At 59.2% G+C, this 13,545-nt stretch carries 14 protein-coding genes and 1 tRNA gene; 10 read left to right on the top strand and 5 right to left on the bottom strand.

All coding sequences use genetic code 11. The annotated features are described in order from the left end of the window. Positions 1-6 precede the first annotated feature (6 nt). Positions 7-969, top strand: coding sequence for a MucB/RseB C-terminal domain-containing protein (locus DK870_RS22375; protein WP_060753710.1), 963 nt, complete (start codon positions 7-9; stop codon positions 967-969). 234 nt (positions 970-1,203) lie between these two features. Further along, positions 1,204-2,643, top strand: a complete 1,440-nt coding sequence (locus tag DK870_RS22370) for a DegQ family serine endoprotease (protein WP_060753709.1) — start codon at positions 1,204-1,206, stop codon at positions 2,641-2,643. A 67-nt stretch (positions 2,644-2,710) separates the two neighbouring features. Here DK870_RS22370 and DK870_RS22365 read toward each other — a convergent pair whose 3' ends face one another. Further along, positions 2,711-4,144, bottom strand: coding sequence for a M48 family metalloprotease (locus tag DK870_RS22365; RefSeq protein WP_060753708.1), 1,434 nt, complete (start codon positions 4,142-4,144; stop codon positions 2,711-2,713). Positions 4,145-4,238: 94 nt separating this feature from the next. On the opposite strand from DK870_RS22365, the gene DK870_RS22360 reads away from it, so the two are divergent. Both DK870_RS22360 and DK870_RS22355 read left to right on the top strand, forming a co-directional pair. Continuing rightward, a complete protein-coding gene (locus tag DK870_RS22360; RefSeq protein ID WP_090366217.1) occupies positions 4,239-4,478 on the top strand; it encodes a sulfurtransferase TusA family protein in 240 nt (79 codons plus the stop codon). Positions 4,479-4,508: 30 nt separating this feature from the next. Continuing rightward, positions 4,509-5,579, top strand: a complete 1,071-nt coding sequence (locus DK870_RS22355) for an AI-2E family transporter (protein WP_060753706.1) — start codon at positions 4,509-4,511, stop codon at positions 5,577-5,579. A gap of 130 nt (positions 5,580-5,709) precedes the next feature. On the opposite strand, the gene DK870_RS22350 is transcribed toward DK870_RS22355, so the two are convergent. Both DK870_RS22350 and DK870_RS22345 read right to left on the bottom strand, forming a co-directional pair. After that, positions 5,710-6,183, bottom strand: a complete 474-nt coding sequence (locus DK870_RS22350; RefSeq protein ID WP_161549702.1) for a peroxiredoxin — start codon at positions 6,181-6,183, stop codon at positions 5,710-5,712. A 10-nt stretch (positions 6,184-6,193) separates the two neighbouring features. After that, positions 6,194-6,754, bottom strand: coding sequence for a glycine cleavage system protein R (locus DK870_RS22345; protein WP_003172487.1), 561 nt, complete (start codon positions 6,752-6,754; stop codon positions 6,194-6,196). Between the two features lie 273 nt (positions 6,755-7,027). Between DK870_RS22345 and dapA the strand changes: the two genes are divergently transcribed. The 5 genes from dapA (at position 7,028) to DK870_RS22320 (ending at position 10,716) form a co-directional block, all read left to right on the top strand. After that, positions 7,028-7,906, top strand: a complete 879-nt coding sequence (dapA, locus tag DK870_RS22340) for a 4-hydroxy-tetrahydrodipicolinate synthase (protein ID WP_104995790.1) — start codon at positions 7,028-7,030, stop codon at positions 7,904-7,906. Between the two features lie 17 nt (positions 7,907-7,923). After that, a complete protein-coding gene (gene bamC / locus DK870_RS22335) occupies positions 7,924-9,039 on the top strand; it encodes an outer membrane protein assembly factor BamC (protein WP_161549701.1) in 1,116 nt (371 codons plus the stop codon). Positions 9,040-9,043: 4 nt separating this feature from the next. Continuing rightward, complete coding sequence (locus DK870_RS22330; RefSeq protein WP_104995791.1) at positions 9,044-9,802, top strand: MBL fold metallo-hydrolase; 759 nt, start codon at positions 9,044-9,046, stop codon at positions 9,800-9,802. A gap of 27 nt (positions 9,803-9,829) precedes the next feature. Further along, positions 9,830-10,543 carry a phosphoribosylaminoimidazolesuccinocarboxamide synthase gene (purC, locus tag DK870_RS22325; RefSeq protein ID WP_010212191.1) on the top strand — a complete coding sequence of 238 codons (714 nt, stop codon included), beginning with the start codon at positions 9,830-9,832 and terminating at the stop codon, positions 10,541-10,543. Between the two features lie 83 nt (positions 10,544-10,626). Next, positions 10,627-10,716 (top strand) — tRNA-Ser (locus DK870_RS22320). A gap of 114 nt (positions 10,717-10,830) precedes the next feature. On the opposite strand, the gene DK870_RS22315 is transcribed toward DK870_RS22320, so the two are convergent. After that, positions 10,831-11,070 (bottom strand): type II toxin-antitoxin system RelB/DinJ family antitoxin, encoded by a 240-nt coding sequence (locus DK870_RS22315; protein ID WP_161549759.1) that lies wholly within the window; start codon positions 11,068-11,070, stop codon positions 10,831-10,833. Positions 11,071-11,493: 423 nt separating this feature from the next. Then, the gene (locus DK870_RS22310) at positions 11,494-12,720 is read right to left on the bottom strand and encodes an MFS transporter (RefSeq protein ID WP_060753699.1); all 1,227 of its coding nucleotides are present in this window, start codon (positions 12,718-12,720) and stop codon (positions 11,494-11,496) included. 245 nt (positions 12,721-12,965) lie between these two features. On the opposite strand from DK870_RS22310, the gene DK870_RS22305 reads away from it, so the two are divergent. After that, positions 12,966-13,505: a tetratricopeptide repeat protein gene (locus DK870_RS22305; RefSeq protein WP_178126899.1), complete on the top strand. Its 540-nt coding sequence runs from the start codon at positions 12,966-12,968 to the stop codon at positions 13,503-13,505. The last annotated feature ends 40 nt before the right edge of the window (positions 13,506-13,545 follow it).

Raw genomic sequence — 13,545 nt, 5'->3', positions numbered from 1 at the left:
AGCACTATGCGCGCCATACCGCTCCTCACGCTTTTGCTCAGTAGCTGGTTTGCACTATCCGCCCATGCCGACGAAGCCCAAGACTGGCTGACTCGACTTGGGCGTGCAGAGCAGCAACAAAGCTTCGAAGGTACGTTCGTCTACGAACGTAATGGCAGTTTTTCTACCCATGACATCTGGCATCGTGTCCAGAATGGTCAGGTTCGTGAGCGATTACTCCAGCTCGACGGTTCTGCCCAGGAAGTCGTACGGATAGATGGTCGTACTCAATGCGTCAGCGGCACACTCGTCGCAGGCCTTGGGAATTCGCGTGATGCCTCGGCCGCGCGTGTTCTTGATCCCCAAAAGCTCACTCCCTTTTATGAACTGTCCGTTATCGGGAAATCCCGTGTGGCCGGTCGTAATGCGGTGATTGTCTCGATCACCCCTCGAGACCAATACCGATATGGCTTCGAGTTGCATCTGGATCGCGAAACGGCATTGCCACTCAAATCGTTGTTACTCAACGATCAGGGGCAGTTGTTGGAACGTTTTCAATTCACCCGCCTGAATACGTCGGTCGCGCTTTCTGATCGCGATCTGCAGCCCAGCGGCGAATGTAAAGCCGTCGCCGTTTCCAACAACAACGCGCCAGAAGTACCTGCCGATCAGGCATGGCACCTGAACTGGCTGCCGCCTGGTTTTGAGCCCATCAGCAGTAACGCACGCCGAGATAGCCAAACCCAATCTACTGTCGACAGTTGGATGTATAGCGACGGCCTTGCACGCTTCTCGGTGTTTCTCGAGTCGACAGACGGAGCGAGCGTGACGGAAACCCGCACTCAACTGGGGCCTACGGTTGCGGTGTCGCGGCGCCTGAACACGGTGGACGGCGAGATGATGGTGACGGTTGTCGGCGAAATCCCCATCGGCACCGCCGAACGCATCGCGCTGTCGGTGCGCGGTGAAAAGGTTGCCACCCAGCCATGAGTTGTTAATCCTATGTTCATCCTGACCTTCCAATGTGAGCCTCTGCTTGGTTGGGTATTGAGAGCATGAAATGTCTGGTTCGTTATTTTCACTTGCAAAAAATCCCCATGTTTTTTATAGGTCAGGGCTTGTCGGCTCCGGCCTTGTTTTGTTCGCGGAACAAAGATGCCGATCGTAGTTTTCGGTGTTTCTTGAACCCTGTCGCTCAACCCTGCTCGTCGTAACGGGAGCTGTATGTCGATACCACGTTTGAAGTCTTACTTATCCATAGTCGCCACGGTGCTGGTGCTGGGTCAGGCTGTGTCCGCGCAAGCGGCCGAACTGCCTGACTTCACCCAGTTGGTGGAGCAGGCCTCGCCTGCCGTGGTGAACATCAGTACCACGCAGAAACTGCCCGAGCGCAAAGTCTCGAACCAGCAGATGCCGGACCTCGAAGGGCTGCCGCCGATGCTGCGCGAGTTCTTCGAACGGGGTATGCCGCAACAGCGCTCCCCACGTGGAGGCGGCGGTGGCCAGCGCGAAGCGCAGTCCCTGGGGTCGGGTTTCATCATTTCGCCCGATGGCTACATCCTCACCAACAATCATGTGATTGCCGATGCTGACGAGATCCTCGTGCGCCTGGCCGACCGCAGTGAATTGAAAGCCAAGCTGGTCGGCACGGACCCGCGCTCGGATGTGGCCTTGCTGAAAATCGATGGCAAGGATTTACCGGTACTGAAACTGGGTAAATCCCAGGACTTGAAAGCCGGGCAGTGGGTCGTGGCAATCGGTTCGCCATTCGGCTTTGACCATACCGTCACCCAAGGCATCGTCAGTGCCATTGGCCGCAGCCTGCCGAACGAAAACTACGTGCCGTTCATCCAGACCGATGTGCCGATCAACCCAGGTAACTCCGGTGGTCCGTTGTTCAATCTGGCGGGCGAGGTGGTGGGTATCAACTCGCAGATCTATACCCGCTCCGGTGGCTTCATGGGCGTATCCTTCGCGATCCCGATCGATGTTGCCATGGACGTTTCCAACCAGCTCAAGAGCGGTGGCAAAGTCAGCCGCGGCTGGTTGGGTGTCGTGATCCAGGAGGTGAACAAAGACCTGGCTGAATCCTTCGGCCTCGAGAAGCCGGCCGGTGCCCTGGTCGCACAGATTCAGGACGACGGCCCGGCTGCCAAAGGCGGCCTGCAAGTTGGCGACGTGATCCTGAGCATGAACGGCCAGCCGATCATCATGTCCGCCGATTTGCCGCACCTGGTCGGTGCTCTGAAAGCCGGCAGCAAGGCCAAGTTGGAAGTGATCCGTGATGGCAAGCGTCAAAACGTCGAGCTGACCGTAGGGGCTATCCCTGAAGAAGGCGCCGCCCTCGATGCGCTGGGCAACGCCAAGCCAGGCGTTGAGCGCAGCAGCAACCGCCTGGGTATTGCGGTGGTTGAGCTGACCGCTGAGCAGAAGAAGAGCTTCGACCTGAAGGGTGGCGTGGTGATCAAGGAAGTCCAGGACGGCCCAGCCGCCTTGATCGGCCTGCAGCCGGGGGATGTGATCACCCACCTGAACAATCAGGCGATCAACTCCACCAAGGAGTTCGCCGACATCGCCAAGGCGTTGCCGAAGAATCGCTCGGTGTCGATGCGTGTGCTGCGTCAGGGGCGTGCGAGTTTCATCACGTTCAAGCTGGCTGAGTAAGGCTCTAGCCTATTAAAAAGCCCCGCCTTCGTTTAACGAAGGCGGGGCTTTTTTGTGGGCGATGGATTTAGCCCATCATCCCTTTCACCAGACGTTCCTGTTCAATCAATTCACGTTGGCGTGCATCGATACGCGAGGACAGCGGGAAGTTGTTGCCTGCCCGGCGCTTGGCAAAGTCCAGCTGTTGAATGGCCTGCTGGAAGTCACCCACCAAGGCAAAGTACTCGGCGCGGGCCTGATGCAAACCGATGATGTTGCCGGACAAACCGCGGGTCTCGGCGACCTGGTACCAGACATCCGGGTCATCGGGTCGGGATTTGAGCAAACCGTCCAGGGCTTTCTCCGCATCTGCGGTACGGTTCTGCTTGAGCAGCAAGTCCACGCGCACCTGATTCAGCGGATAGTTGCCGGGGTATTGGGTGAGCATCCGGTCCGTGCGTTGCTGGGCATCCGGCAGGCGATTGTTGGTGATGTCCAACTCGATCTGCGCCAGGTTGTAGGTGATGTCATTGGGGGCTTTGGCCAGCAGCGGTGCCAGGTTTTCTCGGGCCGCCTTGAGCTGGGTACCCTTGATCTGGGCAATGGCCAGGCCATAGCGTGCCACGTCGTTTTTCGGGTTTTCGTCCAGTTGTGCCTGGAACCGCTTGGCGGCCAGGCCTGGGGTGTCTTCATATTGCAGTTGTACGCGCGCGCGGATCAGTTGATAGCGCAGGCTGTCTTCCTTGCCGCCGGGTTTGGCTTGTTCGGCGCGGTTGCGGGTGTCGGCAATCCGTGATTCGGTAACCGGGTGAGTCAGCAGGAACTCCGGTGGCTTGGCGTCGAAGCGGTATTGGCGCATCAGCCGTTCGAACATGGTGGGCATGGAGCGCGGGTCGTACCCGGCTTTTTCCAGGTTGAGGATGCCGATCCGGTCAGCCTCCTGTTCATTCTGGCGCGAGAACCGGCGCTGCTCCTGGATAGCCGCCGCCTGGCTGCCGGCAATGGCGGCAATGCCGGCGTCACCTGCGCCTGCCGCCGCGGCGATGATGCCGCCGAGCAGGGCGGCCATCATCGGGAGCTGCATGCGCGACTGTGCTTCCACGCCCCGTGCAAAGTGACGTTGGGACAAGTGAGCCAGTTCGTGTGCCAATACCGAGGCGTACTCACCTTCGGTCTGGGCATTGAGAAACAGGCCGCCGTTGACCCCGACAATCCCGCCGGGCGCGGCAAAGGCGTTGAGTTGCGGACTGTTGATCAGGATGAATTCCAGGCGCCGATCATTGACCTGGCTGGTCTCCACCAGTTTGTACACGCTGGTTTCGACGTAGTCTTTGAGCTGCGGGTCATTGAGCTGCGACACCTGGCCGCGTAAGTAGGCAAGCCAGGCGCGGCCCAGTTGGTATTCCTGTTGTGGCGAGACAATGGCAGAACTGGCGTCGCCAAGTGACGGCAGGTCGTCAGCGAAGCCTGGAGAGGCCAGCAGGCAAGCCAGCGTCAGCAGGGTAGGGCGCAAAAAAGTCATGCACAAAGCCTTTCGACAAAGAGTCTACTGTAGCCGGACACTGAGCTTCGGACCAGATATTCTAAGCAGCCCAACGCTTGTCCGGAGTAAAACCATGACCGACGCTGTAGCCTTTGATGCGGAGCTTGATGCCAGCGGCCTGAATTGCCCGTTGCCCCTGCTCAAGGCCAAGTTGGAACTCAATCGATTGGCCAGTGGCGCAGTACTCAAGGTGATCGCCACGGATGCCGGCTCCCAGCGCGATTTCCGGACCTTTGCCAAGTTGGCCGGTCACACCCTGCTGCACGAAGAAGATGCCGCCGGGGTGTACTGTTACTGGCTACGAAAGGCCTGAATCGTTCGCCCCATCATCCGAGGTTGATTGATGTTCAAAGTGTTACGAGACTGGATCCAGCGCTACTTTTCCGATGAAGAGGCCGTGGTGCTGGCGGTCCTGCTGTTCCTGGCTTTTACGGCGGTGCTCACTTTGGGTGGCATGCTGGCGCCGGTACTGGCAGGGATGGTGCTGGCGTACCTGATGCAAGGGTTGGTCAACACCCTGGAACGTTTGCGCTTACCGGGTGGTGTGGCGGTGGGGTTGGTGTTTGCCCTGTTCATGGGCTTGCTGGTGGTATTCATCGTGGTGGTGCTGCCGCTGCTGTGGCACCAGTTGATCACCCTGTTCAACGAGTTGCCGGGGATGTTGGCCAAGTGGCAGTCGTTGTTGCTGATGTTGCCTGAACGCTATCCGCATCTGGTGTCGGATGAGCAGGTGGTGCAGGCCATTGAACTGGCGCGCGGCGAGATCGGAAAATTCGGGCAGTGGGCGCTGACCTTTTCTCTGTCCAGCCTGCCGTTGTTGGTCAACATCATGATCTATCTGGTGCTGGTGCCGATCCTGGTGTTTTTCTTCCTCAAGGACCGCGAGATGATCGGCCGCTGGGTCCGCGGTTACCTGCCGCGTGAAAGGGCGCTGATTACCCGAGTGGCCGAAGAGATGAACCGTCAGATTGCCAACTACATTCGCGGCAAGGTGATTGAGATCGTTATCTGTGGGGGCGTCACCTACATCGCCTTTGTGGTCCTCGGGCTCAACTATGCGGCGTTACTGGCACTGCTGGTGGGCGTGTCTGTAGTAGTGCCATATGTCGGCGCAGTGGTGGTGACGGTGCCGGTGACGTTGATCGCCTTGTTCCAGTGGGGGTGGAGCGACCAGTTCATCTACCTGATGGCGGTGTACGGCATCATCCAGACCCTGGATGGCAATGTGCTGGTGCCGCTGCTGTTCTCGGAAGCCGTCAACCTGCACCCGGTGGCGATCATCTGCGCGGTGTTGTTGTTCGGTGGGTTGTGGGGATTCTGGGGCGTGTTCTTCGCGATTCCCCTGGCGACGCTGTTCAAGGCGGTGCTCGACGCGTGGCCGCGACAGGAACCTATAGTTGCACCGCTATTGTAGTGAGCGGGCTTGCCCCGCGCTGGGCGGCAAAGCCGCCCCAAACCCAGGCGCCTCGGTCTGTCTGAAACACCGCGGCGTCCGTGTTGGGGCGGCTTTGCCGCCCAGCGCGGGGCAAGCCCGCTCACTACAATCAGTGCTTGTTCAAGGCTTGTGCCGCAGCCAGGACGGTATCCACGTGACCTGGCACTTTTACACCACGCCATTCCTGGCGCAGCACCCCTTCGCTGTCGATCAGGAAGGTGCTGCGATCCACGCCCAGGTATTCCTTGCCGTACAGCTTCTTCAACTTGATCACGTCAAACAGCTGGCAAACTGCTTCGTCCTTGTCGCTGATCAGCTCGAACGGGAACGCCTGCTTGCCCTTGAAGTTCTCGTGGGACTTCACGCTGTCACGCGACACGCCAAAGACTTCGGTGTTGGCGGCCTGGAAGGCTGCGTACTGGTCACGGAAACCCTGGCCTTCAGTGGTGCAGCCCGGGGTGCTGTCCTTGGGGTAGAAGTAGATCACCACTTGCTTGCCCTTGAGGGCCGCGAGGCTGAAGGTCTGGCCGCTGGTGGCCTGGGCTTCGAAATCGGTCACGGGTGTGTCGATGGCTACCGGCATGAGGACTTCCTTACATTGGATTCTGAGGGCGCCATGGTTCGATCAGGGCGTCAAGGTTCAGGGCGTCGGCGAAATCCAGGAACTGGTCGCGCAGCCAACTGATCTGCACGCCGGCCGGCAGGGTCACGGTGAACGTCGCGTTGAGCATGGTGCCGCCGGTTTGGGGCGCCTGATAGGTATCACAGGTCAGGTTCTCCAGCTCGACGTTATGATCGATGAAGAACTGGCACAGCTCGTTGACGATGTCCGAGCGATAAGCCGAGCTGACATACGCCACATAAGGCAGCGCCTGAGGGCGATTCTCCAGCGCGGCACTGCGTACCACGTTGACGGTGAAGTCGTGCTTCTTGGCCAGGCCCGGCAAGCCGGTCTCCAGGCGCGCCAGGGCATCCCAGGTGCCGGAAATCTGCAGGACCAGCGCGCTGCACTCGCCGTGGCGGGTCAGGCGGGAGGTCACGACGGCGCAGCGGTTCTCATGGCTGGCGCGGCACAGGACGTTGGTCAGCTCCATGGGGTTGGCGCCGAGGGCACTGATAACAAGGAATTGTTCGCGAACTGTGGGGGTGGACATGCAGCCTTCCTAAAGCGATGAGCGGTCGATACCGTGTGGGCTGTATCGATCAAAGGATCAAGGGTAGCGAAAAGCGTCGCCAAGGGCTAGGAGGCGGCGTTTTCATTGCGCGACCGGTCTGGTTTCATCGTGCTTCAGGCCATGCTTTGGCCCAATGATGGCATTGCCCGTCGTTTAGTTGATCCAGAACGCATCCTCAGACGGTACTTCGCTTGTGCAAGCATCTTGGCGCCAGTACCATTACGGCTCTCTTTTTCCGGCAGGAGCGGTTGCATGATTGCGGGCAGTATGGTGGCACTGGTCACACCCATGGATGCACAAGGTCATCTCGACTGGGACAGCCTGGGCAAGCTGGTGGACTTCCACCTGCAAGAAGGCACCAATGCCATTGTTGCGGTCGGCACCACGGGTGAATCGGCGACCCTCGATGTGGAAGAACACATCCAGGTGATCGAATTCGTGGTCAAGCGTGTCGCGGGCCGCATTGCCGTCATCGCCGGTACGGGCGCCAACTCGACGCGTGAAGCGATCGAGCTGACCAAAAACGCCAAGAAGGCCGGCGCCGACGCTTGCCTGCTGGTGACCCCGTACTACAACAAGCCGACACAGGAAGGCCTGTACCAGCACTTTCGCGCCATCGCCGAGGCTGTCGAGATCCCGCAGATCCTCTACAACGTCCCGGGCCGTACCGCCTGCGACATGAAGGCTGAGACCGTGATCCGCCTGTCCACCGTGCCGAACATCATCGGTATCAAGGAAGCCACCGGCGACCTGCAGCGCGCCAAGGACATCCTGGCCGGCGTGAGCAGCGATTTCCTGGTGTATTCCGGTGACGACGCCACGGCTGTCGAGCTGATCCTGCTGGGTGGCAAGGGCAACATCTCCGTGACCGCCAACGTGGCCCCGCGTGCCATGAGCGAAATGTGCGCCGCCGCCATTGCCGGTGATGCCGAGACCGCCCGAGCGATCCACGAGAAGCTGATGCCGCTCAACAAGACCCTGTTTATTGAATCCAACCCTATTCCCGTGAAATGGGCACTGACTGAAATGGGCATGATGCCGGACGGTATCCGTCTGCCGCTCACCCGTCTCAGCGAAGCCTGTCACGAACCGCTGCGACAGGCCCTGCGCCAGTCCGGCGTCCTGGTTTAATTGAGGAAGCATTACGCATGAAGCGATTGGCCGGACTTTCCGCACTTGCCTTGATTATCTCCAGCACCAGTGGCTGCGGTTGGATTTGGGGCCCGGAAGGCTACTTCCGTGACCGCGGCAGCGACTACCTGGACGCGCAAGCGACCAAGCCGATGCAACTGCCGCCTGATGTCAATGTCGCCAAGCGCCTTGACCCACTGCTGCCGATTCCACGCAACGTTGCCGATGAAACCATCAAAGGCGAGTTCGTGGTACCGCGTCCACAGCCGATCACGGCCGTGGCGGATGCCAGCGACTACAGCCTGCAGAAAAGCGGCGACAACCGTTGGATCGTGGCGCAGCGCCCACCTGCCGAAGTCTGGCCGGTGGCGGTGCAGTTCTTCCAGGACAACGGTTTCCGCATTGACCAGCAGCGCCCGCAGACCGGTGAGTTCACCACGGCCTGGCAGCACGGCAGTGAACTGTCCGCCAACATGGCCCAGCGTCTGCAGGCCGGTGGTGTAGCGGCCGACAGCGAATCCCGTGTGCGTGTGCGCATCGAGCCTGGCGTGCAGCGTAATACCAGTGAAGTCTATGTGGTCAGCGCCGAGCGTCCTGCCGGCAGCACGGCCAATGTCGAATTCACCAACCGCTCGGTCAACACCGGCGTTGACGCCGCGCTGGTCGATGAGATGCTGGCCAACATGAGCCGTATCTCCGAGAAGGGCGGTTCGGTTTCCCTGCTTGCTGCACGCGACTACGATACGCCTAACCGTGTCAGCCTCTCCGAAGACGGCAGCGGCAACGTGGTGCTGAACCTGGGTGAAGACCTGGACCGTGCCTGGGCCAGTGTAGGCCGTGCGTTGGAGAAGGGCCCTTGGCGTGTTGAGGACATCAACCGCAGCCTGGGCCTGTACTACATCAACGTGGCGGAAAAGGCCGAGAAGAAAGACGACGAGCCAGGTTTCTTCGGCAAGTTGTTTGGCAGCCAGCCGACCAAGGAAGAGATCGAAACCCGCGCCGAGCGTTATCAGGTTCGTTTGAGCAAGGTGGGCGACAGCGTGCAGGTCACCGTCGAGAAGAACATCAACACCGTTGCGCCGGCTGAAACCGCACGCAAGGTGTTGGGCGTGATTCAGGACAACCTGGGCTGATCCGATGCGTTTTGCCGTTCTCGGCAGCGGTAGCCAAGGGAACGGCACGCTGGTCGCTCATGACGACACGTACGTGCTGGTCGATTGTGGTTTCTCGTTAAGAGAAACCGAGCGGCGCCTGCTGCGCCTGGGGGTTCACCCCGCGCAGTTGAGCGCGATTCTGGTGACCCACGAACATGCCGACCATGTGCATGGCGTGGGTTTGCTGTCTCGGCGCTACAATCTGCCGGTGTACCTGAGTCGCGGCACCTTGCGCGGGATGCGCAAACCCATTGAGCCTGCAGGTTTCCTGGCCGGTGGTGAGCAACTGCAGATCGGCGCGTTGAGCGTCAACGTGATCGCCGTGGCGCACGACGCCCAGGAGCCGACGCAATACGTATTCAGCGACGGTGAGCGGCGTTTCGGTGTGCTCACCGACCTGGGTTCCTACTGTGCGAAGGTGCTGGACGGGTACCGCAATCTCGATGCCTTGATGATCGAGTCCAACCACTGTCGTGACCTGCTGGCTCGTGGTCATTACCCGTACTTTCTCAAGCAGCGGGTGGGTGGCGAACTGGGACATTTGAACAACCACCAGGCGGCGTACCTGGTGTATGAGTTGGGCTGGCAAGACCTGCAACACCTGGTCCTGGCCCATCTGAGCAGCAAGAACAACCTGCCGACGCTTGCCCGGCAATGTTTTGTCGACACCCTCGGGTGCGACCCGGACTGGCTGCAACTGGCCGATCAAGATTCAGGGCTCGACTGGCGACATATCGCCTAGCCCACCTCACTCAAAGCGGAGCCCATCATGGAAAAACGTGAAGAACTCTACCGCGGCAAGGCCAAGTCGGTTTACAAGACCGACGACGCCAACCGCCTGATCCTGCTGTTTCGCAACGACACTTCGGCGTTCGACGGCAAGCGCATCGAACAGCTTGATCGCAAAGGTATGGTGAACAACAAGTTCAACGCCTTCATCATGCAGAAACTCGAAGCGGCCGGCATTCCGACCCAATTCGACAAACTGCTGGGCGACAACGAGTGCCTGGTGAAGAAGCTCGACATGATCCCGGTCGAGTGCGTCGTGCGTAACTACGCTGCCGGCAGCCTGGTCAAGCGCCTGGGCGTGGAAGAGGGCCTCAAGCTCAACCCCTACACCTTCGAGTTGTTCCTGAAGGACGACGCCAAGGGCGACCCGTTCATCAACGAATCCCACGTTGTGGCGTTCGGCTGGGGCACCGCCGAGCAACTGGCGCGCATGAAGGAGTTGTCCCTCAAGGTCAACGACGTGCTGAGCAAGCTGTTCGACGACGCCGGCCTGCTGCTGGTCGACTTCAAGCTGGAATTCGGTGTATTCCACGACGGCTCCATCGTCCTGGGCGACGAATTCAGCCCGGACGGCTGCCGCTTGTGGGACAAAGACACCAAGAAAAAGATGGACAAAGACCGCTTCCGCCAGGGCCTCGGTGACGTTATCGAAGCCTACGAAGAAGTCGCCAACCGTCTCGGCGTACCGCTTTAATCGACGCAAGCATCTGATAGCACGGAAAAAAATCTCTTTTGGGGTTTGCTTCCGTGAAACACACTGTTATGATGCGCGCCGTTGGAGAGATGCCAGAGTGGCCGAATGGGACGGATTCGAAATCCGTTGTACCTTCACCGGTACCTAGGGTTCGAATCCCTATCTCTCCGCCATTACATAGAAAAAGCCCCGTAGCTGAGTAAGCTACGGGGCTTTTTCGTTTTTGGCAGAGCATTTACTACAGCTCAAACGCTCAGATGTTCTTTGATAAAACCATGATCACATGGCTATAGATCATCTATAGAAACCCTTACGCGTTGAGGGGACGCCAATTGTTCCCGCACCTTGGCCAGCAAGGCTTCATCATCCTCAGTCATCAGCACAGGCTTGAAAGGCAATTGACCGCGCTCTACTACATATTGCAGGGTTTGGCGCATCAGTTCAGAAGGCGTGACGCCAAGCCTTTCCAGTTCCAGGTAGGCGCGAGCTTTCAGGTCGTCATCGATGCGGATGTTTATAGATGCCATGGAAGCGTTACTCATGTAATGACGTTTGTCGTTACATTGGCTCAGGTATGCCGTGTTGGCAAGGCTGTCTCGACGTATGGCGTTGTCTTCCAACCTCGACATCACTTCTTACCCTGTGGCTTTGACGGCGACTTTTTATCCTTCTCCTTCACCGTTTCCCTTGGTCTTTTCTTTGCCTCAGCCTCTGTCACGTACTCTCCGGTGACGGCATCACGATATCTGGTTGGCATGTAAGCTCCTTGGCAGTACGTCGCCACATGGCGACCCTTTCGAGGCTAGTTCAGGGGCGTGGGTACACAAGCTTCACTGTGCGAGTTTTCATTACGAAGCTTTTCCAAATCGGGACTTGCGATGCGCGTCCGCTGAAAATAAAAAAGCCTGCCAAGCTCAATGCTCAGCAGGCTTTTCAACAGCTCTTTCTGCTCAGGCAGATTGCGCTACCAAGCTGTTACTCACATTTCGCCCCAGCACCAGCACCGTGACAAAACCTACGCCGACCAACGCCGTAGCCAGGCTCAACAGCACCGAGCTACCCATCTGGTCCACAATCCGCCCGCCGAAGAATGAACCCAAGGCAATGATCACCTGAAACAAGGCGACGAACAGCGGCATACCGCGTTCAACATCCTTGGGCGCCACGACAAACATCCAGATACTGGCGCAGGCCGGGAAGGCACCAAAGGCGAAGCCCCAGAGTGCGATCAACATCGTCGCGCCGATCAGGCCGGTGGCGAAGTAGGGGAACAGGGCGGTGCTGGTGCCGATCATCAGTGCGACCAGCAGCAGGGTGTAGCGCACGCTGCGGTTGGCGGCGAAGCCGGCAAAAATGTTACCGGCGACACCGGCTATGCCAAACATCAGCAGCAGTGAGCCAATGGTCTGGCCGTCGAAGCCGGAGCTGTTCTTGAAGAACGGCGCGACGTAGGTGTAGGCGGCAAAGTGTGCCAGGCCGATCAGCAACACTGCGATCAAACCGACCCGAGCGCGTGGGTTGATAAACAAGGCCGGCAGGTCACTGATGAGGATGGCCTTTTCCGGGTCGAGCCGCGGCAGCAAAAAGACCTGCGCCAGCAGCACGGGTACGCCTACCAGCGCGGTGACCAGGAAGGTCATGCGCCAGCCCATCAGGCCGCTGAGCCAGGTGCCGACGGGCACGCCGAGGACGGTGGCCAGTGTCACTCCCATCATGATGATCGAGGTGGCCTTCGCCACGCCCACGCCTCTGGGAGCGAGACGGCCGCTGAGGGCGATGGCGGTGGCCCAGAACCCGCCGATGCTGATGCCCAGCAGGACGCGACCGAACAGCAGCAGGCTGAAGTCACTGGCGAACGCCACGACGGTGTTGGCGATGATCATGATCAGCGTCAGGCCGATCAATAAATAGCGGCGGTCCATGGCGCCAATCATCACTGACAGCAACGGGGCGGCGAGGGCGGCCATGATGCCGGGCAGAGTGACCATCAGGCCGGCATGGCCGGCACTGATGCCGAGGTCGCTGGCGACATCATTGAGTACGCCCACCGGCAGGAATTCACTGGTCACCAGGGCGAAGGCACCCACCGCGACCGAGAGAATCGCCAGCCACTGCTGTTTGACACTTTGTTGATCATGTTCCGGGCGGCCGCTTGGGGCCTGGCTGGCACTTGGCATGGTATCGGGTTCCAGAAAGATGTGTCGCCTGAAGCCAGGCGCAGGGGAGGAGAAACTGGAGGCGATTATATAAATCGTTTTTAGCAACCACCGAGGCGCTCGTTTCGATAATAACCATCAGTACAATCGATTCGACGCTCTTTAGGCCGACAGTCAGACCACGCTTAACCTGCCAGTAAAAATGGCGCATGGTGGCAGATATCTCTTGTTGCTGTTCTTCCTCAGTGTGACGGAGCATGACCATCATGAAGACTTACCGTGAGCAGGCCGTTGGTTACCGCAGCGCATTTCTTCTGGCCGCGGCTTTATTTGCAGGCCAGGTTCTCGCATCCGGGGACGAACCGGCGCCGCCCAAGCCGAACTGCCCCAAAGGCCAGGTCTGGGATACCAAGAGCGGAAAATGCGTGCTGCAAACCAGCAAAGCCATCTCGGACGCCGACCGTACCGATTACGCGTACCGCCTAGCTAAGGATGGGCAGTACGATGAAGCGCTGGCCTTGCTCGACACCCTGCACAACCCCAACACCGCCAAGGCCCTCAACTACCGTGGTTATGCCACGCGCAAACTGGGACGCACCGATGAAGGCATCGGTTATTACCTGAAGTCCGTTGCGCTCGACCCCAACTATGCCCAGGTCCGCGAGTACCTGGGTGAGGCATATGTGATCAAGGGGCGCATGGATTTGGCGCAGGAACAGTTGGCGAAAATCAAAGCCCTGTGCAGCACCACCTGCGAAGAGTATCAGGACCTGGCCGAAGCCATTGCGGCCGCGCCGCAGGCGTGACGCCGAACACTTTGGTATGCCGGTGCCGCGCTGAAAGGCT

The organism is Pseudomonas sp. Q1 (assembly GCF_009935975.1).
Lineage (GTDB): Bacteria > Pseudomonadota > Gammaproteobacteria > Pseudomonadales > Pseudomonadaceae > Aquipseudomonas > Aquipseudomonas palleroniana.
This window is presented reverse-complemented; position numbering and strand designations above follow the sequence as displayed.